Source organism: Pseudomonas sp. RL_5y_Pfl2_69 (genome assembly GCF_963970465.1).
Classification (GTDB): Bacteria; Pseudomonadota; Gammaproteobacteria; order Pseudomonadales; family Pseudomonadaceae; genus Aquipseudomonas.
In genome coordinates, this window is sequence record NZ_CAXAOU010000005.1 from 276,452 (window position 1) to 301,714 (window position 25,263).

Genomic DNA, 25,263 nt, shown 5'->3' on the forward strand with positions numbered 1-25,263 from the left:
GCAACCTCTGTGGGAGCTGATTTGCCTGCGATGCAGGCGAATCGGTTTAACTGGCCAAGCCCGTTGATACCATCGCGAGCAAGCCCGCTCCCACCCTTGAACATGCTTACTGGAGACGGTCATTGAAAGCCCTCGACGAACTGACTTTTGATAACCGTTTCGCTCGACTGGGTGACGCGTTTTCAACTCACGTGCTGCCCGAGCCCATCGACGCACCGCGCGTGGTGGTTGCCAGCGATGCCGCCATGGCGCTGCTTGACCTCGACCCGACCGTGACCCAGGACCCGGTGTTCGCCCAGCTGTTTGGCGGTCACACCCTGTGGGCCGACGCCGAACCCCGCGCCATGGTCTATTCCGGTCATCAGTTCGGCTCGTATAACCCGCAACTGGGTGACGGCCGCGGGCTGCTGCTGGGCGAGGTCTATAACGAGGCGGGCGAGCATTGGGACTTGCACCTCAAGGGTGCCGGCATGACGCCCTACTCGCGCATGGGCGATGGTCGCGCCGTGCTGCGCTCATCGATCCGCGAGTTTCTCGCCAGCGAGGCGCTGCACGCGCTGGGCATTCCCAGCAGCCGCGCCCTGTGCGTGATCGGCTCCGACACCCCGGTGTGGCGTGAAACCCAGGAGCGCGCGGCCATGGTCCTGCGCCTGGCGCCCAGCCATGTGCGCTTCGGGCATTTCGAATACTTCTACTACACCAAGCGCCCCGAGCAGCAAAAGCAATTGGGCGAGCATGTACTGACCCTGCACTTTGCCGAGTGCCTGGAGCAACCCGAGCCCTATCTGGCGATGTTCCGCGAGATCGTCGAGCGTAACGCCGAGCTGATTGCCAAGTGGCAGGCCTACGGTTTTTGTCACGGCGTGATGAACACCGACAACATGTCGATTCTGGGCATCACCTTCGACTTTGGACCGTTCGCCTTCCTCGACGACTTCGACGCCAATTTCGTCTGCAACCACTCAGACCACGAAGGGCGTTACTCCTTCAGCAATCAGGTGCCTATCGGCCAGTGGAACCTCAGCGCACTGGCCCAGGCCCTGACGCCGTTTATCAGCGTTGAGGCCCTGCGCGAAACCCTGGGGCTCTACTTGCCGCTGTATCAAGCGCACTACACCGACCTGATGCGCCGCCGACTGGGCCTGACCACCGCCGAAGACGGTGATCAACAATTGATCGAAACCCTGTTGCAACGGATGCAAGGCAGCAGCATCGACTACACCCTGTTCTTCCGCCGCCTGGGCGACTTGCCAGCAGAGCAGGCCGTGTCCCGCCTGCGTGACGAATTTGTCGACCTCAAGGGTTTTGATGAATGGGCAGCACAGTACGTTGCCCGGGTCGCCCGTGAAGGCGTGAGTGATGAAAGCGCACGCCGTGAGCGCATGCACCGGGTCAACCCGCTGTACATCCTGCGCAACTATCTGGCGCAAAAAGCCATCGATGCCGCCCAAGCCGGGGATTACAGCGAAGTGCAGCGCCTGCACAACGTACTGACCCGACCGTTCACCGAGCAACCGGGCATGGAAACCTATGCCGAGCGCCCGCCTGAATGGGGCAAGCACCTGGAGATCAGCTGCTCGTCGTAATGCAAAGCCTCAGATAAACATATCCACAGGCACGTTGAAGTAGTCCGCCAGCCAGCGTATCTGCCGAACGTTGAGCTGGCGCTTGCCGCTGAGGATTTCGGACACCACCGATTGGGTACCCACGCCCGGCAAGTCGCTTTGAGTCAGCCCGTGCTCCTGCATCACCGAGCGCAACACATCGACACCACTGACCTTGGGCATCGGCCGATGCTCGAGGTCGTAGGCTTCAACCCAGTCACCGATGATGTCCACCAGGCTCATCAAGGGGTGACTCTCATCGTCGCCAATCAAGTCGGTCAACCCGTCGAGGGCTGCGACCAACTCATCGTAATCTGCATCGGTTTTCGGTTTGCGCAGTAAAGGCGCCACGAACTTCCAGTGTTCTGCCGCCAGTGCGATCAATGCGTTCATTGTGCTTACTCCTTCCAATTGCCCTTGTCATAGTCACTGTGATCGAGCACATGACGAATGTAGAGGCGCTGTACCCGATAACGCACCACGGCGATCAGTCGCAGCTTGTTACCTCCAATATTGAAAACGTGAAACAAACCGACCTTGTCGGTAGCAGGGAAAAACGACCTTAAGGCGGCAAAGTCCTGGGGGTTGAGGACCTTGATCTTGCGATACCACTCATCGAGTGCGCTCGCCGATTGCGGCCATTGTGTTTTCGCTTCCCAAATACGCTTGGCTGTTATCACTCGCATGCAACGTCCCTATCGCATCTTGCTATGGAGGTTAAGTCAGGGATCAGCCAATCGCAATATGCGATAATCCGCCCCTGACCAATGGTGCTGTCGCTGTCTCGCTTCAAAGCCTAGATAAGGGCTGCGCAGCCGGCTCAGGACTGTATGAGCAAATACGTCGCCTCGTCCTGCCATAACAAAATCGCATATCAACCTGCCTAAACAGTCTTAGACGAACTAACCCGCCCTGATTATGGTGACGCCCGCGCGGCGGCTCTGGCCTGCCCGATACCTCATACGAGATTCGTTGCATTAAGGAAGACCCATGTCCTGGGACTCGCTCCCCCTGCTGTTTGTTGCCGCTCTGCTGGTGTGGTTGTTGGTGTCGTTTGTGCGCGAGAAGTGGAGCGCCGATGTCGTAGCCGCCATTGGTGTTGCCGCCCTGCTGGTCACGCAGATTCTGACGCCCCACGAAGTGTTGAGTGTGCTCAGCAACTCGGCTCCTGCCACAATTGCCTGCATGTTTGTGCTCTCGGCCGCCCTGGAGCGTACCGGCTGCATTGATGCCCTGGGCAACTGGCTGGGCAACCTGGTAGGCGACAAACCGCTGCGGGTGCTCGGCGGACTGATGATTACCGCGCTGGTCATTTCGGCGTTCCTGAACAACACCCCTGTGGTGGCCATTTTGACGCCGGTGGCGATTGCCCTCGCCAAGCGCTCCCACAATTCGCCGTCCAAGCTGCTGATCCCGCTGTCTTACGCCACGGTACTGGGCGGGATGCTGACGATGATCGGCACCTCGACCAATATCCTGGTGGACGGGGTTGCACGCAAAGCCGGGCTCGCACCCTTCGGCATGTTCGAAATCACTCAGGCCGGGCTGATGTTTGCCGCCGTGGGTTTTGTGTACCTGATGATTTTCAGCAACCGCCTGCTACCTGATCGCGACAGCCTGTCCAAGCAATTGCGCCCGGACCTGACTCGCACCTTCATGAGCGAACTGCTGGTGCCCCACCATTCGCCCGTGATCGGAAAAACCCTGACTGAAGCCAATCTCAATGGTGGCAGCGGCCTGCAAGTCCTGAAGATTTTCCGTGACGAGCAAGAGCTTTCCACGCCAGAGCCCACCACCCAGTTGCGCAGCGGCGATCGCCTGGTGCTGCACGGGCAGGTACAGAACGTGGTCGAGCTGCGCGAAAGCGGCGTGCTGGCCTTCAACCGTGGTGATGCGTTCGAAACCATCAGCAACCACGACGTGATCCTGGCCGAAGCCATCGTGGGCCGTAACTCGCGCTACAGCCACCGCCCCATGCGCGACCTCGACTTGACGGCGCGATACGGCATTGCAGTGCTCGCGGTGCATCGCCAGGACGAAAACATTCAAGGCAACCTCGACGATCTGCACCTGCAATTTGGCGATGTGATCCTGGTTGAGGGCACGCCCAGCCAGATCCGTCGTTTCGCCGAAAATGGCGACTTGATCAGCCTCAATACCGTCCTGGAGCGCGCTTATCGCCGCGACAAAGCACCGATTGCGATTATTTCGACGCTGGCGGTGATGATTCTTGCGGCGCTGGAAGTCATGCCCATCGAAGGGCTGGCACTCATCGCCGCAGTGACGGTAGTCGCCACACGCTGCCTGGATGTGCAGGACGCTTACAAGGCGGTGGACTGGAAAATCCTGAGCCTGATTTTCGGCATGCTGGCCATCAGCATTGCGATGGAAAAAGTCGGCCTGATCAATTTGGTGGTCAACCAGACCATGGCCGCCATCCCCAATGCCGGACCGCTGTTGATGCTGGGGTTTGTCTATTTACTGACCAGCCTGCTCACCGAGATCCTCTCCAACAATGCCGTGGCGGTATTGCTGACGCCGATCGCAATTGGTGTAGCGCAACAGATGGGTGTGGACCCCAGACCTTTCGTGGTGGCCGTGATGTTCGCTGCCAGCGCCAGCTTCGCAACGCCGATTGGCTACCAGACCAACACCTTTGTGTATAACGCAGGCGGGTACAAATTCAGCGACTTTTTGCGCATCGGCATCCCGCTGAATGTACTGATGCTGATAGTGGCAATGCTGGTGATTCCCTGGATCTGGCCGCTGACGCCAGTGGCGGGTTGAGCAATCATCTGCTGAACTGCACGCTCATGAGCCCCCTTGTAGAGAACGACCGATGACCGAACCGCTGCTGATTCCCTGCCCACACTGCAACGGCCTTAACCGTATTCCCGCAGAGCGCATCGGCGAGCACCCCAAATGCGGGCGCTGCAAGAATGCGGTACTGCTCGCCAAGCCCTTCGATCTTAAACAAACCGACTACCCCAGCCAGATCAAGGGCGACCTGCCGCTGCTGGTGGATGTGTGGGCCGAATGGTGCGGACCGTGCAAAGCCTTTGCCCCGGTATTTGAACAAGCCGCCAGCCAACTGATCGGCAAATGCCGACTGGCCAAACTTGACAGTGAATCCAATCAACAACTGGCCGGACAATTGGGGATCCGCTCCATCCCTAGCCTCATCCTGTTTAAAAATGGCCGCGAAGTCGCTCGCCAGAGCGGTGCGCTGCCGTTGCAGCAACTGACCGCCTGGCTGCGCAGCCAGGGCATCAGTGCCTAAGCGTTCTGATCCAGATAATCGTGCAACTCAACAAACTGTTGAGTGAGTTTGTGCCGCGGGTCGAAGTGGATCAAAGGCTGACAGGCCTGGTGCGACTCGCGCATCCGCACGGAGCTGCTCAGGTACATCGGCAGCACCGGTAGCCCTTCAGCGATCAACTCATCGAGCATTTGCTGGGGCAGGCTGGCCCGGGCCTGGAACTGATTGACCACAATGCCTTCGACCAGCAGGTCTTCGTTGTGGTCTTCTTTCAGTTCTTCGATTTCAGCCAGCAGCCCGTAAAGCGCCTGACGCGAAAAACTGTCGCAATCAAATGGAATCAGCACGCGATCACACGCGATCAACGCCGAAACGGCGTAAAAGTTCAATGCGGGAGGTGTGTCGACATAGATGCGGTCATAGTCTTCGGACAATTCTTCAAGCAGTTTTCGCAGCTTGTTGATCTTGTGCTTGGCTTCAAGCTTTGGCTGCAAATCAGCCAGTTCGCCCGTGGCGGTGACAACGTGCAAATTTTCAAAGGGTGTTTCGTAAATATCGACACGGTTTTTTTTCGAACCGATCCCGGCTGACAAACTGTGCTTGAAGAAGTCGGCAATCCCCATCGGGATATCGTCGCCCGTGAGTCCGGTCAGGTATTGAGTGGAGTTGGCCTGGGCGTCCAGATCCACCAGCAACGTCCTGTAGCCCTCGCTGGCACTGACCGCAGCCAGATTGCACGCGATGCTGGATTTACCCACACCGCCTTTTTGGTTGAACACCACGCGACGCATTTCAAAACCTCCGTGTACCAATGTGTCCCCGAGTGTAGATTGCCTTTGTGCGGCTTAGCTACCTCGCAGAGAAATGCCTTACATCTATTAGAGATTTAACCGCAATAGTCGTCGAACATATCCGCCATATGGGAAGCATTAGTCTTATATTTTTCAGATCACGCAAAAACCATACTTGAAATGTAAGCAATATTTGCTACAAGCCAACTGCACCGGGATAATGTCGCCATTCTGTATCAGGTGTGGCATCGACTGATGCCCACTTTCGCATCAAGGAAGCCTGCAAGGGCGGGATGAAACTCCAGTGATCAATTTCAATATCGCCGCGTGGCGCGCCTGGGCTCCGGGCCTCGACAGCGTGGCCGATTGGCAAGCCTGGAGCCAGCAACCCAGCGTACTCGCCGCCAGCAACGCAGCACCTGATGTCTCGTTTCTACCCGCCATGCAACGCCGTCGCCTCAGCCGCCTGGCACGGATGGCATTCAGCGTCGGCTGGCCACTGGCACAAGGCCACGAGGCACTGCCACTGGTCTTCGCCTCACGCCACGGCGAAACCCCGCGCACATTCGACATCCTCAGCGACCTCGCTGCCAGCCAGCCCCTGTCCCCGACACAATTCAGCCTCTCGGTGCATAACGCGGTCATTGGCCTATGGTCGATCATGCGCGGCGAAACCAGCGAGATGACGGCCATTGCCGCTGCCGGAGATGGCCTGGAGCATGGCCTGATCGAGGCCTGCGCGCTGTTGAATGAAGGCGCGCCCGCCGTACTGCTGATCATCACCGAAGAGCAACCGCCGCACGCCTACGCCCAATGGATTAATGATGTGCCCTTTCCTTACGCCGTCGGCCTGCTGCTGACCCCCGGGACGCAATGGCAGGTCTCCCTCGCAAGCACGACCACCGGCATCGAAAAAGCCCCGTGGCCCCATAGCCTGAACCTGTTGCGCCACCTGTTCGATGGACAGGCGTCATTCCAGCACGCCTGGAAAGACCGCGTATGGAACTGGCAATACAGCCTGTGAGCGAGCACCGCGATGCTTATGTCTGGCGCCTGATCGCCACGGCGATCAGCTTTACACTGTTCGGTCTCGGATGCCTGTGCCTGCGGGTCGTGATTTTCCCGGTGCTCGGTTGCCTGCCCGGAAACGCCGTTCGTCACCGCGAACGTGCCCGTGCAACCGTCAGCCGGCTGTTCTGGCTGTTTATCCGCACGATGGCCCGTATGGGCGTGCTGACCTACGACGTACAAGGTGCCGAACGGCTCGGGCGACCCGGGCAGATGATCATTGCCAACCACCCGTCGCTTATCGACGTGGTTTTTTTGATCGGCCTGGTAAGAAACGCCAATTGCGTGGTCAAAGAGAGCCTTTGGCAAAACCCGTTTACCCGCAGCCCCGTGCGCGCCACGCAGTACATCAGCAACGATGGCAGCGTCGACATGCTCGATAACGCCGCGCGAGCGCTGCAGGAAGGCCAGACCCTGATCATTTTCCCGGAGGGCACCCGCACGCAGCCGGGCACGGCACCTGCCTTTCATCGCGGCGCCGCCGCGATAGCACTGCGGGGTGCGAAAATCCTCACCCCGGTGGTGATCAAAGTCAGCCCCACCACGTTGACCAAGGCTGAACCCTGGTACCGCATCCCCTATCGACGCGTGCACTTCAGTATTCGTGTCGGTGCCGATATAGATCCAGACACCTTTACCGCGCTTGGCCCGCCGCCTAAAGCCTCGCGCCTGCTCAATGACTTCGTGCATGACTACTTTATTAAGGAGCTCGCCACAGATGAGCGATCTGAAACGCGACATTAAACAGCTGATCATCGATGCCCTGGGCCTCGAAGACATCAGCGTCAGCGACATTGGTGACGAACAAACCCTGTTTGGCGATGGCCTGGGGCTGGATTCGGTCGACGCACTTGAGCTGGGCCTGGCGATTCAAAAAACCTACGGCATCAAAATAGACGCCGATGCCAAAGACACTCGCAATCACTTTTCCAACGTGGCCAGCCTTGCGGCTTTTGTCACGGCCAAACAGGCAGCCTGAGACCGAACCATGCAAACCCGTGACGACATTTTCAATACCCTGCGCGACGCCCTGGTCGAACTCTTCGAACTGGAGCCCGAGCGCGTCACCCTGGACGCCAACCTGTATCAGGACCTGGAAATCGACAGCATCGACGCCGTTGACCTGATCGACCACATCAAGCGCAAAACCGGCAAAAGAATCGCCGCTGAAGAATTCAAATCGGTGCGAACCGTCAATGACGTGGTCGAGGCAGTTTATCGCCTGGTTCACGCTGACGCATGAGTCGACTGATTGGCCTTGGGCTGCTGCTGGCGGGCCTGTTGTACCCCTTTGCGGTGTATTTCGGCATGGCCCATTTCGCCCCATGGCAGTTTGCGTTACTGCTTGGCGGCCTGTGGCTGGCCCGTGCCCTGACCGGAGAACGGCGCCCCGGCAGCCTGTGGATGGCGGTCGTTGCACTGGTGTTCTGCGGCCTGCTGGCGCTGTTCAACAGCCCGGCACTGTTGCGCTGGTACCCGGTCCTGATCAGTACGTTCATGCTCTGCCTGTTCGGTCTGAGCCTGAAGTTCGGGCCACCGATGATCGAGCGCCTGGCCCGGTTGCGCGAGCCGGTATTACCCGACATCGCAATTGTTTACACACGGCAGGTGACCAAGGTCTGGTGCCTGTTTTTCATGCTCAACGGGTTAGTCGCAGCCAGTTTGACGCTGTGGGCGCCGCTGAGCTGGTGGACGTTGTACAACGGCCTTATCGCCTACGGGCTGATGGGGCTGCTGTTTGCCATTGAATGGCTGATACGACAAAAGGTAAGAGGCCGGGCATGAATTGGATAAAACTTGAGCAGCTATTGCTCAAGGGACACGCAGAGCGCCGCGTTACGGTTGACCCTGCGCTGAACCACGACACCCTCTGTGAACAGGCCTTGCGCCTGGCGGGCGGCCTGCAACAGCGAGGCGTGCAGCACATTGCCGTGCACCTTGAGGACGCTGGCGAACTGGCAGTGGCTTTACTCGGTGCGTGGCGCGCCGGCGTCAGCGTGCTGCTGCCTGCCGACCTGCAAGCCCAAACCCGTCAGCGCTGGGATGACCGGGTTGACCTGTGGATAACTCAAAACGACCAACTGCAAGCCTTGTACGCCGATGCAGTGCCGGCAGCAGAACTGGATCTGGACAAGTGCCAGCTCAGCCTGTGCACTTCGGGCTCAAGCGGCGAACCCAAGCGCATCGACAAAAACCTGCGCCAGATGGCCAACGAAGTCCAGGCGCTGGAACAGCTGTGGGGCGCCGATCTGGGTGATGCGTGCATCATTGCCAGCGTGGCTGCACAGCATATTTACGGTCTGCTGTTTCGCGTGTTGTGGCCCCTGTGCGCAGGCCGCACCTTTGTCCGCAAGCAACTGGCGTTCCCTGAAGACATGCAGCGCGCCAGCCGCGAGCATTCATCATTCGCATGGGTCGCCAGCCCTGCCCTGCTCAAGCGCATGGCCGACAACCTGGACTGGCCCGCCCTGAGCCTGGTACGCCGGGTTTTCTCGTCGGGCGGCGCCTTGCCTGCAGAGGCGGCGCAAGGGTTGTTCGAGCGTCTGGGCCAGTGGCCGACCGAAATCCTTGGCAGCTCGGAAACCGGTGGGATCGCGTGGCGTCAGGGCCCAAACCTGTGGCAGCCATTTGCCGATGTGCAACTGAGCCAGAGCGAAGATGGCGCCCTGATAATCGCCTCGGCGTACTTGCCCGCGGGTCATATCGAACAGACTGCCGACGCGGCTCGCATCGAGGCCGATGGTCGTTTCGAGTTGCTCGGGCGCCTGGATCGCATCGTCAAACTGGAAGAAAAACGCATCTCCCTGCCCATGCTCGAGCACGCACTGATCAACCACGACTGGGTGGCTGAAGCCCGCCTGGGCGTGGTCAACGAAAACCGTGCGTCCCTGGGCGCCTTGCTGGTACTCAGCTCCAGCGGTCTGTTTGCCCTGCGTGAACACGGTCGCCGCGCCCTGACCCAAACCCTGCGCCAGCACTTGAGCCAGCACTGCGAAGCACTGGCCTTACCCCGTCGCTGGCGCGTGTTGCGCCAGATGCCACTCAACAGCCAGGGCAAGCTGCCCCAGGCCCAGGTCGATACGTTATTGCTGGCACCCCGGCCTAAAATGCCCGAGGTGCTGAGCCAAGCCGAACATGACGGCCAGTGGACCCTCAACCTGTCGATCCCGCCAGACCTGGCCTACTTCAGTGGTCACTTCCCCAAAACCCCGGTACTGCCGGGCGTGGTGCAAGTGGATTGGGCAATGGCACTGGGTCAGCAACTGCTCGACCTGCCGCCGCGTTTTGCCGGGATGGAAGTGCTCAAGTTCCAGCAACTGGTACGCCCAGGCGACGCCATCGAACTGACCCTGCGTTTCGACCGTGAGCGCAGCAAGCTGCACTTCGCCTACCGCAACGCGACGGCGCCCTGCTCCAGTGGCCGCATCGTGCTGGAGCCCGCCTGTGAATAAGTTATCTGACGCTGCAAATCGCCCCGTAGCAGCTGCCGAAGGCTGCGTCCGGTTGCGAAGCAATCGTAAACCGGCTTGCACGATTTTCATGACAAGCCAAGGCGCCAGACTTTACGGCGGCTACGCCACCGGACGCAGCCTTCGGCAGCTGCTACAAAGAGTCCGCATTGGCCTGGAGATAGCCGCCCATGCATAACCCCTGCGCTGTGATTCCGGTGTACAACCACGAAACCGCCGTGCCGGCCGTGGTCGACGCCCTGCTCGCCGCCGGCTTGCCCTGCGTGCTGGTTGACGACGCCAGCAGCCCCGCGTGCAGTGCCGTTCTCGAACAGCTTGCCCAGGGCGAGAACACTTTCCTCATCCGCCTGGCCATCAATCAGGGCAAGGGTGGCGCGGTCATGGCGGGGCTGCGGGAAGCCGCCAGGCTGGGCTTCACCCACGCCCTGCAAGTAGACGCCGACGGCCAGCACGACCTGCGCGACGTCGCGACCTTTATGCAGGTGTCGCAGCAAAACCCCCAGGCGCTGATCTGCGGTTATCCGCAATACGACGACAGCGTACCCAAGGGCCGACTGTATGCGCGCTACCTGACCCACGTGTGGGTGTGGATCAACAGCCTGTCGCTGCAGATTCCCGACTCCATGTGCGGTTTTCGGGTCTACCCGCTGACGCCGACGCTGGCGCTGATCAATTCGGTCAAACTGGGCAAGCGCATGGACTTCGATCCCGAGATCCTGGTGCGCCTGGCGTGGCGCAACCAGCCCATGCGCTGGCTGCCGACCAAGGTCCATTACCCCCAGGACGGCCTCTCGCACTTTCGCCTGTTCCATGACAACGCGCTGATTTCCGGTATGCACACCAAACTGTTTTTCGGCATGTTGATCCGTTTGCCGAGCATCCTCTGGGGGCGTTTCAAAGCATGAGCGAACCTCAACAGCATTGGGCTGACCACAAGGAGCGCGGCAGTTTCCGGCTGATGAAGCTCACTGCGTTCGGCGTCAAACTGCTGGGCCGACGCCTGCTCAGCCCGGTGCTCTACGCCATCGTGCTGTACTTCTTTGTCTTCGGTGGCCGTGCCCGGCGCAGCATCTGGCAGTACCAGCAGCGGTTGGCCGACTGGAGCGGGAAAAGCGACCTGCGCCCCACCCGCAGACGGGTGTTCGGGCAGTTCATGGCCTTTGCCGATGCCCTGCTCGACAAGCTCGACGTGTGGAACGGGCGCCTCAAGATCGAAGACATCGACATCATCGACCCCGCCCTGCTGCGCAATCAGTTACGCGGCGAACGCGGCCAGATGTTGGTGGGCGCACACCTGGGCAACCTCGAAGTGTGTCGCGCACTGGCCGAGCTGGGCGAACAGGTGACCATGAACGTGCTGGTGCACACCAAACACGCCGAACACTTCAACCGCCTGCTGGGCGAAGCCGGGGCCAGCCATTTACGGCTGATTCAGGTCAGTGAGCTCAACCCGGCAGTGATGCTGCAACTCAATCAACGCCTGGAAGACGGCGAATGGCTGGCGATTGCCGGTGACCGGGTTCCGCTGCATGGCGGGCGCAATGTCGAGGTCGACTTTCTCGGCCATCCAGCCGCATTCCCCCAAGGCCCGTGGCTGTTGGCCGGGCTGCTCAAATGCCCGGTCAACCTGATGTTTTGCCTCAAGCACGAAGGACGCTACCGGGTCATCCTCGAACCCTTCACTGACGCCGTACTCTGGCGGCGCAGCGACCGCGAGCAGGTGATCGCCCAGTGGGCCACACGCTACGCCGAACGCCTGGGGCACTACTGCCTCGAAGCGCCCCAACAATGGTTCAATTTTTACCCTTTCTGGAAGACCGATGACGACGCATCCGCATGAGCCAGTAACCTTCGGCCAAACCCCGTTGCGCATTGAAGACGTGCTGGCCCTGGCCAATCGTCAGGCGCCGACCCGTCTGCAAGACGACGCCGACTATCGCGAGCGCATTGCCAAGGGCGCACGCTTTCTCGACTCGCTGCTGGACAAGGAAGGCGTCATCTACGGCGTGACCACCGGCTACGGTGATTCGTGCGTGGTGGCGGTGCCGCTGGAGCATGTTGAAGCGCTGCCGCGCCACCTCTACACCTTTCACGGCTGCGGGCTGGGCAAACTGCTCGACGCCCAGGCCACCCGCGCCGTGCTCGCCGCACGCCTGCAGTCGCTGTGCCACGGCGTGTCCGGAGTGCGCATCGAGTTGCTGGAACGTTTGCAGGCTTTTATTGCCCACGACATCCTGCCGCTGATTCCCGAAGAGGGCTCGGTGGGCGCCAGCGGCGATCTAACGCCGTTGTCCTATGTGGCGGCCACGTTGTCGGGCGAACGCGAAGTATTGTTCAAGGGTGAGCGCCGCCTCGCAGCCGACGTGCATCAGGAACTGGGCTGGACACCGCTGGTACTGCGGCCCAAGGAAGCGCTGGCGCTGATGAACGGCACCGCCGTGATGACTGGCCTTGCGTGCCTGGCCTATGCCCGCGCCGACTACCTGCTCAAACTGGCCACGCGCATCACCGCCCTCAACGTGGTGGCGCTGCAAGGCAACCCCGAGCACTTCGACGAGCGCCTGTTCGCCGCCAAACCCCATCCGGGGCAAATGCAGGTGGCGGCCTGGATTCGCCAGGACCTGGCCATCGACGCCCCGACCGCGCCCTTGCATCGCCTGCAAGACCGCTACTCGCTGCGCTGTGCGCCCCACGTGCTGGGGGTGCTGGCTGACAGCCTGAACTGGCTGCGCGGGTTTATCGAAATTGAACTCAACAGCGCCAACGACAACCCGATCATCGACGCTGAAGAAGAGCGCGTGCTGCATGGCGGGCACTTCTACGGCGGTCATATCGCCTTTGCGATGGACAGCCTCAAGACCCTGGTCGCCAACGTCGCCGACCTGCTGGACCGCCAGCTCGCGCTGCTGGTGGACGTGCGTTACAACCACGGTCTGCCGAGCAACCTGTCGGGCGCAACCGCCGAGCGGGCGATGCTCAACCACGGTTTTAAAGCGGTACAGATCGGCACCAGCGCCTGGACCGCCGAAGCCTTGAAAAACACCATGCCGGCCAGCGTGTTCTCGCGCTCCACCGAGTGCCACAACCAGGACAAAGTGAGCATGGGCACCATCGCTGCCCGCGATGCGATCCGCGTGCTTGAACTGACCGAACAGGTCGCTGCTGCCACTTTGCTGGCGGCTAATCAGGGCGTGTGGTTGCGCAGCCGCGCCGAAGACGCCCGCCCGCTGCCACCCGCACTGGCCCAGATGCACGCCGAATTGGCGAAGGACTTCCCGCCGGTGGTCGAAGACCGCGCCCTGGAAGCCGAACTGCGCTTGTGCCTGAGCCGTATTGCACAACAACACTGGAGGCTGCATGCGTAGCAAAGGCGTTTTGCACGTTGATACCGAAGTGCTGGTGCCGTTTTTCGACATCGACACCCTGCACGTGGTGTGGCACGGCCACTACGTCAAATACCTCGAAGTGGCGCGTTGTGCGTTACTCGACCATATCGGCCACAACTACACGCACATGCTCGATGCGGGCTATGCGTGGCCGGTGATCGACATGCAATTGCGCTATGTCCGCGGGGCCACGTTTGGGCAGCGCATCAACGTGCGCGCCAACCTGGTGGAGTGGGAGAACCGCCTGAAGGTCAATTACCTGATTACCGACCTGGCCACAGGCGAGCGGCTGACCCGGGCCGTTACGGTGCAAGTGGCGGTCGAGATCGCCAGCAAGGAGATGCAACTGGTGTCACCCAAGTGCTTCACCGACGCGGTCGCGAGGGTGCTGCCATGAGCGCGATCATCTGTGGGAGCGGGCTTGCTCGCGATTGCATCACCGCGGTGTGGCAGACGCTGCGCAGCGCCTGCATCGCGAGCAAGCCCGCTCCCACATTGGTGTGCGCGCTGTTGCTCGGATTCACTCCTCTGGCCCACGCCTTCGACCTGCAACAACTCAGCGAACAACTGGCCAAACCCCAGGTGATCCACGGTGATTTCATCCAGGAAAAACACCTGCGCGCCCTGCCCAAGCCGCTGACCAGCACCGGTACCTTTGTGCTGGCCAAGGATCACGGCCTGCTTTGGCAATTGAAAACCCCGCTGCAACAGGATTACCGCATCACGTCCCAAGGCATCGCCCGGCGCGACGGCACGCGCTGGCAAATGCTGCCTGGCAAAAGCGCAGGCGCCGAGCAAAACCGCTTGTTCCTCGCCGTGCTGCAAGGCGACAGCAGTGGCCTGCAACGGGACTTCGACCTGCAACTGCAAGGCGAACCCGCCCACTGGACGCTGACCCTGACCCCACGCTCACTGCTGCTCAAGCAAGTGTTCAAGCAGATCAACATCGGCGGCGGCGAACTGGTGCAACGTATCGAACTGCAAGAAACCCAAGGCGACAGCACGCTGCTTAAAATGCACAACAGCGTCAGCAACCAACCCTTGAGTGACACGGAGCAGCACGATTTTGCGCAATGAACGCTGGTTGCCCCGTGGCTTCATGATCCTGCTGGTGGCGGTGCTTGCACTCGCCGGCTGGCAATGGCGCCACGGCGCACCGCTGTCGGCCAACCTGATGGAACTGGTGCCAGGGGATTCACCGGATGCGCTGGAGCTGAGCGCAGAACAACGCATGCAGGAACCCCTGAACCGCGAAATGCTGGTGCTGGTGGGCAGTAGCGATCGCCAGCAAGCCATCGCCTCGGCTGAGCAATTGGGCCAGCAGTGGCAAGCCAGCGACCTGTTTGAAAAGGTGCAATGGAGCCTGCAGGCCGACCTCCCGGCGCTGCGTGATCAACTGCTGCGCGGCCGATTGGCAATGCTGTCTGCAGCCGACCGCACGCAACTGATCGAACACCCCGACGCCTTTATCCAGCAACGGGTACAAGCCCTGTTCGATCCCTTCACCGGGTTCAGCCTGGTGCCGAGCCAGGACGACTGGCTGGGCCTCACCGGGCGTATCCAGAACAGCCAGCCGCAGCGCGGTGCAGTGCAACTCGATATAGGCAGCGCAGCGCTGGTCGCCGAGGCCGACGGCAAACACTGGGTGCTGCTGCGCGCCCGTACCCAAGGCAATGCGTTTGACATGAAACTGCCACTGCGGGTTGCCGAGCTGCTTGAGCACAGCCGTCAGCAGGTCGCACCCCACGATGTGCAACTGCTCGCTGCCAGTGGCCTGCTCTACGCGGCTAGCGGGCAACAGCAAGCCACCCGCGAAATCACCTGGGTCGGCGGTGGAGCCACCGTCGGAATTCTGCTGTTGTTACTGCTCGCGTTCCGGCGCTGGCGGGTGCTGCTGGCGTTTGTGCCCGTGCTGGTCGGCATGCTGTTTGGCGCCGTGGCCTGCGTCGCGTTCTTTGGCAGCATGCACGTGATGACGCTGGTACTGGGCTCCAGCCTGATCGGGGTGGCGGTGGATTACCCGCTGCATTACCTGTCCAAAAGCTGGAGCCTGAAACCCTGGCGCAGCTGGCCCGCCTTGCGCCTGACATTGCCCGGTTTAAGCCTGAGCCTGGCGACCAGTTGCATTGGTTATCTGGCACTGGCCTTCACCCCGTTCCCGGCGCTGACCCAAATCGCCATCTTCTCCGCCGCAGGCCTGGTCGGTGCATACTTGAGCGCCGTATGCCTGCTGCCCGCGCTGCTCAAAGGCGTGGAACTGCGCCCTGCGCAATGGCCCCTGCGTATTGCGCAATCGCTGCTCGACATGCGCGAAGCCTTGCTCAAACGCATCCCCACGCCAGCCTTGCTGGTTTTACTGCTGGGGTTTTGCGCGGCCGGTTTGTGGCAACTGACCACCAAGAACGACATTCGCCAATGGGTCGGCGCCCCCCCGCAATTGATGGCCGAGGCACAGGCCATTGCCCGGATTACCGGCTACCAGCCCACCAGCCAGTTTTTCCTGGTGCGGGCCGACAACGAGCAGCAATTGCTTGAGCGCCAAACCGCCCTTGGCGAGCGTCTCGATCAGTTGGTGCACATGGGCAAGTTGCAGGGCTACCTGGCGCTGAACCAATTGGTCAGCCTGCCCGACGAGCAACAGCAATTGCGCAGTGCGCTGTCTCAGCTGGCGCAACATTGGCAGCCGCTGCTGGAGCTGGGCGTAGCTGAAACCGCTCTGCAGGCCGAGGTTGCGCAATTGCAGGCCTTGCCCGAGCAACATATCGATGACGCGTTGAGCGGCCCGCTGGCCGAACCCTGGCGCGCACTCTGGCTAGGCAAGAATGCCGAAGGCGTTGCAGCCATGGTCAGCCTGCAAGGGTTGAGCAGTGCCAGTTTGCTGCGGGTGCAAGCGCAAGACCTGCCGGGCGTACAACTGGTCGACCGCCTGGGCGACTTGAATAACGTATTCGCCGCAACGCAAATCAGCGCCGCCGAATTGAAGCTGCTGTCCTGTGCCTTGATCGTATTGCTGCTGATCGCTCCGTTCGGTTTTGGCGGTGCACTGCGCATCGTCGCACTGCCGCTGCTGGCCGCGCTGTGCAGCCTGGCAAGCCTGGGCTGGCTGGGTCAGCCGTTGACGCTGTTCAGCCTCTTCGGCCTGCTGCTGGTGACAGCGATCAGCGTCGATTACGCGATTCTGATGCGCGAGCAAATCGGCGGCGCCGCCGTCAGCCTGCTCGGCACCTTGCTGGCGGCATTGACCACATGGCTGTCGTTCGGCCTGCTGGCCGTGTCGAGCACACCTGCCGTCAGCAACTTCGGCTTGTCGGTCAGCCTGGGGCTGGCGTTCAGTTTTATCCTGGCGCCCTGGGCGGGCAGACAGGAGCACAGCCAATGATGACAGCCCTGTTCTGGCTGCTGGCCCTGGCCCTGTTTGCCTTGGCCACCCGCGTGGGCCGTCATTTTGGCGTGATTCCGATTGTCAGCCAGTTATTGCTGGCGTCCATCGTCCTGCCGCTGTTGATGCTGTTCTGGATCGAACCGCACTGGCAGCTTGACGGCGCCCAACTGGTCGCACCGGTCTGGCTAAAAAGCCTGTACAGCCTGAGTTTTGCCCTGTTGCTGGGCACCATTTTGAGCGACGTGATTGATCTGCGCCTTGATCGCCAGAGTGTAAAGATCGCCCTGCCCAGCTTTGCCGTGCCCTTCGCCTGCGGGCTGGCCTGCGCCGTCTGGCTGCTGCCTGAACAACCCTGGTTGAGTTCACTGGCGGTGGGCCTGGTGTTTGCCATCACCGCGATCCCGGTGTTGTACCTGTACTTGCGCCACATCGATTACCCACCCGCCGCCACTCGGCGCCTGGTGCAAAGCGCGATCCTTATCGACCTCACATGCTGGACCCTGTTTGGCCTGGCCCAGGGCAGCCTGGACCTGAGCAGTTTGCTGCTGCCCCTGGCCGGTGCCCTGCTGCCGCTGCTGTTGCGCGCCCTGCGCATCCGTCAGCCGTTGTGTTACAGCCTGAGCTTTTTTGCCTTGCTGGTGGTGGCCGAACATTACCGCCTCAATGCCCTTATTTTCGGCGTCGGCTATTTGATCTGCATGGCGTGGCTCAAGGTGAAGCTGGTCATGCCGTTAAACGCTGTATGGCTGGAACGCTTGCAGACCACGTTGGCGATCCCGCTGATCCTCACGTTCGGCATTGTGCAAATCAATGTTCACAGCGCCCTGAGCGACATCAGCCTGCTGCAGCTGACCGCACTATTGCTGCTGCCGATGGTCAGTAAGCTGCTGGGTAACTGGCTCGGGGTGAGCTGGGCCACGCCGTCGTTTGCCGGGGCCAGCAAATGGCGTGAAAGCCTGTTACTGAACATTCGCGGATTGAGCGAAATCGTCTTCCTCAACCTGCTGCTGCAACAACAACTCATCAGCCCCGCGCTGTACTTTGCGCTGATGTTGATGAGCCTGATCGCTACGCTGTTACCGGCGTTGGCGGGCATGAGTAAACCCCCTTTGAAGTCTGCCGTAGTACCCGGCAAGGAGCGCCTGTGTCAGGAATAGAAATGGAACGTCGTCAGGTTGTCGTGATTGGCGCAGGGCCGTCCGGCGCCATCGCTTCAGCCTTGCTCAAACGCAAGGGCCACGATGTGTTGATCATCGAGCGCCAACACTTCCCGCGCTTTTCCATTGGTGAAAGTCTGCTGTCGCACTGCATCGACTTCATCGAAGAAGCGGGCATGCTGGAAGCGGTACAAGCGGCCGGTTTCCAGCTCAAAAACGGCGCCGCCTTCGCCTGGGGCGAGCACTACAGCGCCTTCGATTTTGGTGACACGTTCAGCAACGGCAAACCCACCACCTTTCAGGTGCAACGCGCCGATTTCGACAAGTTGCTGGCCGATCAGGCCGCCTTGCAGGGTGTTGAAATCCGCTACGGCCAGACCGTGATCGCCACCGATGTTGAACGGGCCAGACCGTTGCTGGACATTGAGCGCGAAGACGGCAGCCGCTATCAGGTCGAAACCGACTTTATCCTCGACGCCAGCGGCTATGGCCGCGTGCTCCCGCGCTTGCTCGATCTTGAAGCGCCGTCGAATTTCCCGGTGCGCCAGGCCGTATTTACCCACGTTGAAGACCGCATTGATTGCGACGGCTTTGATCGCAACAAAATCCTCGTGACCACCCATCCGACCCAGCGCGATATCTGGTTCTGGAGCATTCCGTTCAGCAATGGCCGCTGCTCGGTGGGCGTGGTCGCGGCAGCTGAACATTTTACTGGGCGCAGCGAAAACCTCGACGAGTGCCTGCGCAGCTTCATCGACGAGACCCCTAGCCTGCAACGCGTGCTGGCCAATGCTGTGTGGGACACTGCGGCGCGCACCATCGGCGGCTACTCGGCCAACGTCAAAACCCTGCACGGCCCGGGTTTTGCGCTACTGGGCAATGCCGCCGAGTTCCTCGATCCGGTGTTCTCTTCGGGCGTGACCATTGCCATGCGCTCGGCCAGCATGGCCGCTGGCGTACTGCACCGTCAGTTGCAAGGCGAGGCCGTGGATTGGCAAGCCGAGTTTGCCGAACCGCTCAAGCGCGGGGTCGACACCTTCCGCTGCTACGTCGAAGGCTGGTACGCCGGCACTTTCCAGGACGTGATCTTCCACCCTGACAGCTCGCCACAGATCCGCCGCATGATCAGCTCGATCCTGGCGGGCTATGCCTGGGATGAAAACAACCCGTTTGTCAGCGAACCCAAGCGCCGTTTGCGCATGCTGTCGGACATTTGCGCTACGGAGTCGCCATGAAACCTCTGAGCGATACCTACGTTGAAGAAACCCGTCTGGGCTTCTGGTTTTTGCGCAGCCACACCTGGCAGCACCATGTGCTGCGGGTGGCCATCAATGACCTGCGCAGCCTGTTCAGTGAAGAACTGCCAAGCGCGCCGGTGATTCTCGATGCCGGCTGCGGCCAGGGAAAATCGTTCCAGTATCTGCATAAAACCTTCACCCCCACGCGTCTGGTTGGCCTGGATGCCGATCCGCTGAGCCTGCAATTGAGCGCAGAAGAAGCCCGGCGTCAGGGTATCGACATCGAACTGATCGGCAGCGACTGCGCCGAACTTGACGTGCAGGATGCCAGTGTCGACATCCTGTTCTGCCACCAGACCTTCCACCATCTGGTGCAGCAGGACCGGGCACTGGCCGAGTTTTACCGGGTGCTCAAACCGGGGGGGTACTTGCTGTTTGCCGAGTCCACCGAAGCCTACATCGACACCTGGGTGATCCGCTGGTTGTTCCGCCACCCCATGCATGTGCAGAAAAGCGCGGAGCAATACCTGGACATGATCCGTGATCAGGGTTTTGAATTCGGTCCGCAAAACGTCTCATACCCCTACCTGTGGTGGAGCCGCTCCAAGGATTTCGGCCTGCTGGAGCGCTTGGGCGTGCTCAAGCCAAAACCGGTAGGGCAACGGGAGGAAACCCTGGTCAACGTGGTGGCGCGCAAGCCCCAATCCCCTGTGGGAGCGGATTTACTCGCGACAGGATCGCTGCGGTGAATCCGTTGAACCGAGATGCCTGCATCGCGAGCAAGCCCGCTCCCACACGGATAATGTTTGTGTGGCTGTTGATGTGCATGCTGCTCAGTAGCTGCACCAGCTTGCCGCTGCCCAGGCATACCCCAACCCTGGCCTTGCCCATGCAGTTGCATATCCAGCGTGAACACGCCGATGAGCGTCAGGACTGGTTACTGGTGATTCAGCAGGAAAATGCCGGGCTGCGCTGGTCGTTGATGGACCCGCTGGGCATTCCTCTGGCACGTCAATTGTTGCAGGACGGCACCTGGCACGCCGATGGTCTGTTGCCGCCCAATCCCGAAGCCCGCGAGCTGTTCGCGGCGTTATTGTTTGCACTGACACCTGCGGCTGAATTGTCGGTTAATTATCCACAGGCAACCGCTGAACCTGATCGGCGCTTCATGGAACAGCGCTGGCAAGTGCAGTACCAGCAACCCCGGTTATTTCGTATCGATATGAAGGGCGATCTGCACTACCGGATCAGCCCGCTGGAGGCCGCCCCATGACTGCTTACCTCAATGCCCTGGGCGTGGTCTGTTCGCTGGGTCGCGGCACCGATGAAGTCGCGCGCAAGCTGTTTGCCGGTGACTGCTCCGGCATGCAGCATCAAAGCGGCTGGGTGCCCGAGCGCTCAATCACCCTCGGCGCGGTCAGTGGCGAGCTGCCTGCAATTGCGGCTGAACTCAGCCCGCAACGCAGTCGCAACAATCAGTTGCTGCTCGACGCTGCGTTGCAGATCAAAGACGACATCGAACAGGCGATCCAGACGTTCGGCCGCGAGCGCATTGCCGTTGTGCTGGGCACCAGCACCTCGGGCATCGATGAAGCCAGCCGTGGCATTGCCCACTACCTGCAACATCAACAGTTCCCCGGCGATTACGACTATCAGCAGCAAGAGCTGAGCGCACCGGCCACGTTTCTGGCCGACTGGCTGAACATCAACGGGCCGACCTATGTGATTTCTACCGCCTGCACCTCCAGCGCCCGCGCCCTGATGAGTGCCCAGCGACTGCTGGACATGAACCTGTGCGACGTGGTGCTGTGCGGCGGTGTCGACACGCTGTGCAAACTCACGCTCAACGGCTTTTCATCGCTGGAAGCCGTGTCGGATGAACGCTGCAACCCCTTTTCGGTGAACCGCCACGGCATCAATATCGGGGAAGCGGCGGTGCTGTTTGTGATGAGCAAGCAACCCGCGGGCACTCACTCCATCGCCCTGCTCGGCGCGGGCGCCAGCAGTGATGCGCACCATATTTCCGCCCCTGAACCCTCCGGGCGCGGCGCAGCTCAAGCCATGCACAAGGCCCTGGGTCGTGCGGGTTTGCAGCCCGCGCACATCGGCTATCTGAACCTGCATGGCACCGCCACCCTGCACAACGACGCGATGGAAAGCCACGCCGTGACACAGGTCTTCCCCCAAGGCGTGCCGTGCTCTTCGACCAAACCCATGACCGGCCACACCCTGGGTGCGGCAGGGGCACTGGAGGCCGCCTTTTGCTGGCTGAGCCTGACCCACGGCGATGCCCTGCCCCCGCACGTCTGGGACGGTCAACCCGACCCGGTGCTGCCTGCGCTGAACTGGGTAACGCCCGGCCAGACCCTGGCCCCGGCGCCACAACGCTGCCTGATGAGCAACTCGTTTGCCTTCGGCGGCAATAACGTCAGCCTTATTATCGGAGACGCCCCATGATTGATTGGCCGCTCGCCGAACTGCTGCCCCACGCTGGCGACATGATCCTCATCGATCAGGTGCTGGCGTTTGATGAAGAGCAGATTCAAACCTGTCTCACCGTGAACGCAGGCGGTTTGTTCAACCGCGAAGACGGCAGCCTCCCCGCGTGGATGGGCGTTGAGCTGATGGCGCAAAGCGTCGCGGCCTACGCCGGTTGCCACGCCCGCCTGCAAGGCCGTCCCGTGGCGCTGGGCTTTTTGCTCGGCACCCGCAAATTTGAATGCAACGTCGAACACTTTCCCCTCGGTGCCCAACTGCACATCCACGCGCTGCGCTCGCTGGAAGACGACAACGGCATGGGCGTGTTCGAGTGTCACCTCACCGGCCCCGGCATCCGTGCCAGCGCCCGCCTGAACGTGTTCCGTCCGCCCCAGGCTGAAAACTACCTTGCTCAAGCATCCCAGGAGACCCGCCATGACTGAGTCTATTTTGGTCACAGGCTCCAGCCGTGGCATCGGCCGCGCCATTGCCCTGCGTCTGGCCCAAGCCGGTTTTGACCTGGTGCTGCATTGCCGCAGTGGCCGCAGTGAAGCCGACGCCGTCATGGCTGAAGTCCAGGCATTGGGCCGCAGCGCACGGGTGCTGCAATTCGACGTGTCGGATCGCGCCCAATGCAAAGCCATGCTCGAAGCCGATGTTGAAACCCACGGTGCCTATTACGGCGTCGTGCTCAACGCCGGGCTGACCCGCGACGGGGCGTTCCCGGCCCTGAGCGAAGACGATTGGGACGTCGTGATGCGCACCAACCTCGACGGTTTCTACAACGTGCTGCACCCGGTCATGATGCCCATGATCCGTCGCCGTGCTGCCGGACGCATCGTCTGCATCACTTCGGTATCGGGCCTGATCGGCAATCGCGGCCAGGTCAACTACAGCGCCTCCAAGGCGGGCTTGATCGGCGCCGCCAAGGCCCTGGCCATTGAACTGGGCAAACGCAAAATCACCGTCAACTGCGTTGCGCCGGGGTTGATCGACACCGCCATGCTCGACGAAAACGTACCGGTAGAAGACCTGATGAAAATGATCCCCGCCCAACGCATGGGCACCCCGGAAGAAGTCGCCGGGGCGGTTAACTTTTTGATGTCGGCCGAAGCGGGTTACATCACCCGTCAGGTGCTGGCCGTCAATGGAGGCTTGTGCTGATGAAGCGCGTTGTCGTCACCGGCATGGCCGGTATCACCTCCCTGGGCAGTGACTGGGCCAGCATCGAAGCCAACTGTGCGGCCGGGCGCAGTGGCATTCGGCGCATGGACGAGTGGGACCGCTTCACCGAACTCAACACGCGGCTGGCCGGGCCGATTGATGACTTTGCGGTGCCCGCGCACTGGACCCGCAAACAATTGCGCAGCATGGGCCGCGTCTCGCGCCTGGCCGTTGGCGCAGCGGAGATGGCCTTGCAGGATGCCGGCTTGCTGGGCAACCCGATCATTCGTGACGGGCGCATGGGCGTGGCCTGCGGCTCGTCCACCGGCAGCACCGATGAGATCAAGGCATTCGGCAATATGCTGCTCAACTCCGTGGCGGACGGCCTCAATGCCAACAGCTACGTGCGCATGATGCCGCATACCACGGCGGCCAATATCAGCATCTTCTTTGGCCTGACCGGGCGCCTGATCCCCACTTCCAGCGCGTGCACCAGCGGCAGCCAGGGCATCGGTTACGCCTACGAGGCCATCAAGTTCGGCCGTTTGCCCCTGATGCTCGCGGGCGGTGCAGAAGAACTGTGCCCCACCGAAGCCATGGTGTTTGACGCCCTCTACGCCACCAGCCTGAAAAACGACGCGCCGCACACCAGCCCGCGTCCTTATGACAAGGACCGTGACGGCCTGGTCATCGGCGAAGGCGGCGGCATGCTGGTGCTTGAAGAGCTGGAACACGCACTGGCCCGTGGCGCGCATATCCATGCTGAAATCGTCGGATTTGGCAGCAACGCCGACGGCCAGCACACCACCCGCCCGGAAGTCAGCACCATGCGCCGGGCGATGGAGCTGGCACTGGAAGATGCGGGCATTGGCGCGCAGGCCATCGGCTACGTAAACGGCCACGGCACCGCCACCGAGCAAGGCGATATTGCCGAGACCCTGGCCACCCGCGAGCTGTTCGGCACACACATGCCCATCAGCTCCCAGAAAAGCTATCTGGGCCACACCCTGGGCGCCTGTGGCGCGCTGGAATCGTGGTTCAGCATCGAAATGATGAACAGCGACCGCTACCTGCCCACGCTCAACCTGGATGAAGTCGATCCCCGTTGCGGCGAACTGGACTACCTGCGCGACGAATTGCGCGTCATGCACAACGATTACGTGATGAACAACAACTTTGCCTTTGGCGGGGTCAACACCTCGTTGATCTTCCGTCGCTGGGTTTAACACCTCTGGAGCCAATGGAATGCCTTACTTGCTGCGTATTACCCTGATAGCCCTTGCCCTGCTGGGCACCGTGTCCTGCACCAGCAAACCCATTCAGAACCCGGACCGCACCTTGCATGCCTCGATCCACAGCGACCGTGCGCAAATGCAGCAAGCCATCGTCAAAGCCTTGGTCGGGCGTGGCTGGACGGTGCAAAAAATCACCCCCCAGCAGGTGCAGGCGCAGATCACCGTGCGCGAGCAATACCACGCTGAAATCGACATTCCGTACAGCGCCGACCATTACCGTATCCAGTATCGCGACAGCAGCGGCCTGGACTACAAGGACGGCAAGATCCACAAGAACTACATCCGCTGGGTGCGCCTGCTGGACCGCGATATCGTGCGCGACCTCAAGGACAACCAGAATGAACGCACGGCCAAACAGCTGTCTGAAGCGGCGCTGGTAAAACCGTTGTAAGCATCAGAAATGACAAAGGCGCCTTTCGGCGCCTTGTTTACAAACAAACTGCTGTTATCGCCAGCGCACAATAAATGCTCCATTGATGACCCTGCGCGAGAGCGATCCCTTTCCTTCGCAGGACTATTCCTAGACAATTCCTGGGCCTTGCGCCTGTCTCTTTCGATGGCTAGCCTGCGGTTCGTCACTCCTCATGGGTGACCGGACGTGCAAGTCCGATTGATACGGCAATGCAACGCCAGCCCGGTTTATGGCGGCTGTGCGTGGGAGACTTTCGAGTCTGCCGAGTTCCGTATCCTCGGTCTTGCACACCCGCGCACAGCTGCCACCCTCTTTGTGTGCAAGCAAATGGTGAAAGCTCCCAATCTATACGGAAGACCTCACCATGACTCACACACACGATCACGAACAAACCCTCGAACACACTGAAGAGCTGCTGCGTTGCGCCATTGCCACGGCCTATGCGTCGGCCGATAACCTGCAAGGCCTCAACCGCGATGTGGCGCTGGCAGTGGCGCATCTGATTCATCAGGTCAAAGCGTCTGTGGATAAGTTGATGGCCCGCTAGGCACGACCTGAA

General features: G+C 60.9%; 28 protein-coding genes. 25 read left to right on the forward strand and 3 right to left on the reverse strand.

Translation table 11 applies throughout. The annotated features are described in order from the left end of the window. The first annotated feature begins 122 nt into the window (after window positions 1-122). Window positions 123-1,586 carry a protein adenylyltransferase SelO gene (gene selO / locus AACY07_RS11370; RefSeq protein ID WP_339474863.1) on the forward strand — a complete coding sequence of 488 codons (1,464 nt, stop codon included), beginning with the start codon at window positions 123-125 and terminating at the stop codon, window positions 1,584-1,586. 9 nt (window positions 1,587-1,595) lie between these two features. Here selO and AACY07_RS11375 read toward each other — a convergent pair whose 3' ends face one another. Both AACY07_RS11375 and AACY07_RS11380 read right to left on the reverse strand, forming a co-directional pair. Next, window positions 1,596-1,997 (reverse strand): helix-turn-helix domain-containing protein, encoded by a 402-nt coding sequence (locus AACY07_RS11375; RefSeq protein WP_339474865.1) that lies wholly within the window; start codon window positions 1,995-1,997, stop codon window positions 1,596-1,598. A gap of 5 nt (window positions 1,998-2,002) precedes the next feature. After that, window positions 2,003-2,290: a type II toxin-antitoxin system HigB family toxin gene (locus AACY07_RS11380; RefSeq protein ID WP_339474866.1), complete on the reverse strand. Its 288-nt coding sequence runs from the start codon at window positions 2,288-2,290 to the stop codon at window positions 2,003-2,005. Window positions 2,291-2,594: 304 nt separating this feature from the next. Between AACY07_RS11380 and AACY07_RS11385 the strand changes: the two genes are divergently transcribed. Together AACY07_RS11385 and trxC are read left to right on the forward strand one after the other, a co-directional pair. Further along, window positions 2,595-4,391: an SLC13 family permease gene (locus AACY07_RS11385; protein WP_339474868.1), complete on the forward strand. Its 1,797-nt coding sequence runs from the start codon at window positions 2,595-2,597 to the stop codon at window positions 4,389-4,391. A gap of 52 nt (window positions 4,392-4,443) precedes the next feature. Continuing rightward, a complete protein-coding gene (gene trxC / locus AACY07_RS11390) occupies window positions 4,444-4,884 on the forward strand; it encodes a thioredoxin TrxC (protein ID WP_133076710.1) in 441 nt (146 codons plus the stop codon). On the opposite strand, the gene AACY07_RS11395 is transcribed toward trxC, so the two are convergent. Beyond that, window positions 4,881-5,654, reverse strand: coding sequence for a ParA family protein (locus AACY07_RS11395; RefSeq protein WP_133076711.1), 774 nt, complete (start codon window positions 5,652-5,654; stop codon window positions 4,881-4,883). The two genes, trxC and AACY07_RS11395, sit on opposite strands and share 4 nt — an antisense overlap. 304 nt (window positions 5,655-5,958) lie before the next feature. Between AACY07_RS11395 and AACY07_RS11400 the strand changes: the two genes are divergently transcribed. The 22 genes from AACY07_RS11400 to AACY07_RS11505 all read left to right on the forward strand — a co-directional run bounded on the left by AACY07_RS11400 (window position 5,959) and on the right by AACY07_RS11505 (window position 25,251). After that, a complete protein-coding gene (locus tag AACY07_RS11400; protein WP_339474870.1) occupies window positions 5,959-6,678 on the forward strand; it encodes a beta-ketoacyl synthase chain length factor in 720 nt (239 codons plus the stop codon). After that, a complete protein-coding gene (locus AACY07_RS11405) occupies window positions 6,654-7,466 on the forward strand; it encodes a lysophospholipid acyltransferase family protein (RefSeq protein WP_339474872.1) in 813 nt (270 codons plus the stop codon). The genes AACY07_RS11400 and AACY07_RS11405 overlap by 25 nt, the downstream gene beginning before the upstream one ends. Beyond that, a complete protein-coding gene (locus AACY07_RS11410; protein WP_133076714.1) occupies window positions 7,441-7,701 on the forward strand; it encodes a phosphopantetheine-binding protein in 261 nt (86 codons plus the stop codon). The genes AACY07_RS11405 and AACY07_RS11410 overlap by 26 nt, the downstream gene beginning before the upstream one ends. Window positions 7,702-7,710: 9 nt before the next feature. After that, window positions 7,711-7,965: an acyl carrier protein gene (locus tag AACY07_RS11415; RefSeq protein WP_133076715.1), complete on the forward strand. Its 255-nt coding sequence runs from the start codon at window positions 7,711-7,713 to the stop codon at window positions 7,963-7,965. Beyond that, on the forward strand, window positions 7,962-8,507 hold the full coding sequence (locus AACY07_RS11420) for a hypothetical protein (protein WP_339474874.1): 546 nt from the start codon (window positions 7,962-7,964) through the stop codon (window positions 8,505-8,507). Before AACY07_RS11415 ends, AACY07_RS11420 begins: the two co-directional genes overlap by 4 nt. Continuing rightward, window positions 8,504-10,174: an AMP-binding protein gene (locus AACY07_RS11425; protein WP_339474875.1), complete on the forward strand. Its 1,671-nt coding sequence runs from the start codon at window positions 8,504-8,506 to the stop codon at window positions 10,172-10,174. Before AACY07_RS11420 ends, AACY07_RS11425 begins: the two co-directional genes overlap by 4 nt. A gap of 188 nt (window positions 10,175-10,362) precedes the next feature. Beyond that, a complete protein-coding gene (locus AACY07_RS11430) occupies window positions 10,363-11,097 on the forward strand; it encodes a glycosyltransferase family 2 protein (RefSeq protein ID WP_219262171.1) in 735 nt (244 codons plus the stop codon). Beyond that, window positions 11,094-12,032 carry an LpxL/LpxP family acyltransferase gene (locus AACY07_RS11435; protein WP_133076719.1) on the forward strand — a complete coding sequence of 313 codons (939 nt, stop codon included), beginning with the start codon at window positions 11,094-11,096 and terminating at the stop codon, window positions 12,030-12,032. The genes AACY07_RS11430 and AACY07_RS11435 overlap by 4 nt, the downstream gene beginning before the upstream one ends. After that, window positions 12,013-13,557, forward strand: a complete 1,545-nt coding sequence (locus AACY07_RS11440) for an HAL/PAL/TAL family ammonia-lyase (RefSeq protein WP_339474878.1) — start codon at window positions 12,013-12,015, stop codon at window positions 13,555-13,557. Before AACY07_RS11435 ends, AACY07_RS11440 begins: the two co-directional genes overlap by 20 nt. After that, window positions 13,550-13,975 carry an acyl-CoA thioesterase gene (locus AACY07_RS11445; protein WP_339474880.1) on the forward strand — a complete coding sequence of 142 codons (426 nt, stop codon included), beginning with the start codon at window positions 13,550-13,552 and terminating at the stop codon, window positions 13,973-13,975. The genes AACY07_RS11440 and AACY07_RS11445 overlap by 8 nt, the downstream gene beginning before the upstream one ends. Then, window positions 13,972-14,655: an outer membrane lipoprotein carrier protein LolA gene (locus AACY07_RS11450; protein WP_339474882.1), complete on the forward strand. Its 684-nt coding sequence runs from the start codon at window positions 13,972-13,974 to the stop codon at window positions 14,653-14,655. The genes AACY07_RS11445 and AACY07_RS11450 overlap by 4 nt, the downstream gene beginning before the upstream one ends. Continuing rightward, window positions 14,645-16,957, forward strand: coding sequence for an MMPL family transporter (locus AACY07_RS11455; RefSeq protein ID WP_339474884.1), 2,313 nt, complete (start codon window positions 14,645-14,647; stop codon window positions 16,955-16,957). Before AACY07_RS11450 ends, AACY07_RS11455 begins: the two co-directional genes overlap by 11 nt. Next, complete coding sequence (locus AACY07_RS11460) at window positions 16,954-18,117, forward strand: sodium:proton antiporter (RefSeq protein WP_133076723.1); 1,164 nt, start codon at window positions 16,954-16,956, stop codon at window positions 18,115-18,117. The genes AACY07_RS11455 and AACY07_RS11460 overlap by 4 nt, the downstream gene beginning before the upstream one ends. 2 nt (window positions 18,118-18,119) lie before the next feature. Further along, window positions 18,120-19,352, forward strand: coding sequence for an NAD(P)/FAD-dependent oxidoreductase (locus AACY07_RS11465; RefSeq protein ID WP_445261373.1), 1,233 nt, complete (start codon window positions 18,120-18,122; stop codon window positions 19,350-19,352). Continuing rightward, window positions 19,349-20,104, forward strand: a complete 756-nt coding sequence (locus AACY07_RS11470; protein WP_339474888.1) for a class I SAM-dependent methyltransferase — start codon at window positions 19,349-19,351, stop codon at window positions 20,102-20,104. Before AACY07_RS11465 ends, AACY07_RS11470 begins: the two co-directional genes overlap by 4 nt. 53 nt (window positions 20,105-20,157) lie before the next feature. After that, on the forward strand, window positions 20,158-20,628 hold the full coding sequence (locus AACY07_RS11475; RefSeq protein ID WP_339474954.1) for a DUF3261 domain-containing protein: 471 nt from the start codon (window positions 20,158-20,160) through the stop codon (window positions 20,626-20,628). Continuing rightward, the gene (locus tag AACY07_RS11480; RefSeq protein WP_339474890.1) at window positions 20,625-21,812 is read left to right on the forward strand and encodes a beta-ketoacyl-[acyl-carrier-protein] synthase family protein; all 1,188 of its coding nucleotides are present in this window, start codon (window positions 20,625-20,627) and stop codon (window positions 21,810-21,812) included. The genes AACY07_RS11475 and AACY07_RS11480 overlap by 4 nt, the downstream gene beginning before the upstream one ends. Next, window positions 21,809-22,276 (forward strand): hotdog family protein, encoded by a 468-nt coding sequence (locus tag AACY07_RS11485; RefSeq protein WP_339474892.1) that lies wholly within the window; start codon window positions 21,809-21,811, stop codon window positions 22,274-22,276. The genes AACY07_RS11480 and AACY07_RS11485 overlap by 4 nt, the downstream gene beginning before the upstream one ends. Further along, window positions 22,269-22,997: a 3-oxoacyl-ACP reductase FabG gene (fabG, locus tag AACY07_RS11490; RefSeq protein WP_133076728.1), complete on the forward strand. Its 729-nt coding sequence runs from the start codon at window positions 22,269-22,271 to the stop codon at window positions 22,995-22,997. The genes AACY07_RS11485 and fabG overlap by 8 nt, the downstream gene beginning before the upstream one ends. Beyond that, window positions 22,997-24,223: a beta-ketoacyl-ACP synthase gene (locus AACY07_RS11495; RefSeq protein WP_339474894.1), complete on the forward strand. Its 1,227-nt coding sequence runs from the start codon at window positions 22,997-22,999 to the stop codon at window positions 24,221-24,223. Before fabG ends, AACY07_RS11495 begins: the two co-directional genes overlap by 1 nt. Before the next feature lie 19 nt (window positions 24,224-24,242). Continuing rightward, the gene (locus AACY07_RS11500; protein WP_133076730.1) at window positions 24,243-24,683 is read left to right on the forward strand and encodes a hypothetical protein; all 441 of its coding nucleotides are present in this window, start codon (window positions 24,243-24,245) and stop codon (window positions 24,681-24,683) included. Between the two features lie 385 nt (window positions 24,684-25,068). Continuing rightward, a complete protein-coding gene (locus tag AACY07_RS11505) occupies window positions 25,069-25,251 on the forward strand; it encodes a DUF6124 family protein (protein ID WP_339474896.1) in 183 nt (60 codons plus the stop codon). Window positions 25,252-25,263: the final 12 nt, after the last annotated feature.

Bases quoted from the DNA above. Each gene is read 5' to 3' on its own strand.
- AACY07_RS11375 (WP_339474865.1), bottom strand. From the start codon at position 1,997: ATGAACGCATTGATCGCACTGGCGGCAGAACACTGGAAGTTCGTGGCG.
- AACY07_RS11380 (WP_339474866.1), bottom strand. From the start codon at position 2,290: ATGCGAGTGATAACAGCCAAGCGTATTTGGGAAGCGAAAACACAATGG.
- AACY07_RS11385 (WP_339474868.1), top strand. From the start codon at position 2,595: ATGTCCTGGGACTCGCTCCCCCTGCTGTTTGTTGCCGCTCTGCTGGTG.
- trxC (WP_133076710.1), top strand. From the start codon at position 4,444: ATGACCGAACCGCTGCTGATTCCCTGCCCACACTGCAACGGCCTTAAC.
- AACY07_RS11395 (WP_133076711.1), bottom strand. From the start codon at position 5,654: ATGCGTCGCGTGGTGTTCAACCAAAAAGGCGGTGTGGGTAAATCCAGC.
- AACY07_RS11405 (WP_339474872.1), top strand. From the start codon at position 6,654: ATGGAACTGGCAATACAGCCTGTGAGCGAGCACCGCGATGCTTATGTC.
- AACY07_RS11410 (WP_133076714.1), top strand. From the start codon at position 7,441: ATGAGCGATCTGAAACGCGACATTAAACAGCTGATCATCGATGCCCTG.
- AACY07_RS11415 (WP_133076715.1), top strand. From the start codon at position 7,711: ATGCAAACCCGTGACGACATTTTCAATACCCTGCGCGACGCCCTGGTC.
- AACY07_RS11420 (WP_339474874.1), top strand. From the start codon at position 7,962: ATGAGTCGACTGATTGGCCTTGGGCTGCTGCTGGCGGGCCTGTTGTAC.
- AACY07_RS11425 (WP_339474875.1), top strand. From the start codon at position 8,504: ATGAATTGGATAAAACTTGAGCAGCTATTGCTCAAGGGACACGCAGAG.
- AACY07_RS11430 (WP_219262171.1), top strand. From the start codon at position 10,363: ATGCATAACCCCTGCGCTGTGATTCCGGTGTACAACCACGAAACCGCC.
- AACY07_RS11435 (WP_133076719.1), top strand. From the start codon at position 11,094: ATGAGCGAACCTCAACAGCATTGGGCTGACCACAAGGAGCGCGGCAGT.
- AACY07_RS11440 (WP_339474878.1), top strand. From the start codon at position 12,013: ATGACGACGCATCCGCATGAGCCAGTAACCTTCGGCCAAACCCCGTTG.
- AACY07_RS11445 (WP_339474880.1), top strand. From the start codon at position 13,550: ATGCGTAGCAAAGGCGTTTTGCACGTTGATACCGAAGTGCTGGTGCCG.
- AACY07_RS11450 (WP_339474882.1), top strand. From the start codon at position 13,972: ATGAGCGCGATCATCTGTGGGAGCGGGCTTGCTCGCGATTGCATCACC.
- AACY07_RS11460 (WP_133076723.1), top strand. From the start codon at position 16,954: ATGATGACAGCCCTGTTCTGGCTGCTGGCCCTGGCCCTGTTTGCCTTG.
- AACY07_RS11465 (WP_445261373.1), top strand. From the start codon at position 18,120: ATGGAACGTCGTCAGGTTGTCGTGATTGGCGCAGGGCCGTCCGGCGCC.
- AACY07_RS11470 (WP_339474888.1), top strand. From the start codon at position 19,349: ATGAAACCTCTGAGCGATACCTACGTTGAAGAAACCCGTCTGGGCTTC.
- AACY07_RS11475 (WP_339474954.1), top strand. From the start codon at position 20,158: ATGTTTGTGTGGCTGTTGATGTGCATGCTGCTCAGTAGCTGCACCAGC.
- AACY07_RS11480 (WP_339474890.1), top strand. From the start codon at position 20,625: ATGACTGCTTACCTCAATGCCCTGGGCGTGGTCTGTTCGCTGGGTCGC.
- AACY07_RS11485 (WP_339474892.1), top strand. From the start codon at position 21,809: ATGATTGATTGGCCGCTCGCCGAACTGCTGCCCCACGCTGGCGACATG.
- fabG (WP_133076728.1), top strand. From the start codon at position 22,269: ATGACTGAGTCTATTTTGGTCACAGGCTCCAGCCGTGGCATCGGCCGC.
- AACY07_RS11495 (WP_339474894.1), top strand. From the start codon at position 22,997: ATGAAGCGCGTTGTCGTCACCGGCATGGCCGGTATCACCTCCCTGGGC.
- AACY07_RS11500 (WP_133076730.1), top strand. From the start codon at position 24,243: ATGCCTTACTTGCTGCGTATTACCCTGATAGCCCTTGCCCTGCTGGGC.
- AACY07_RS11505 (WP_339474896.1), top strand. From the start codon at position 25,069: ATGACTCACACACACGATCACGAACAAACCCTCGAACACACTGAAGAG.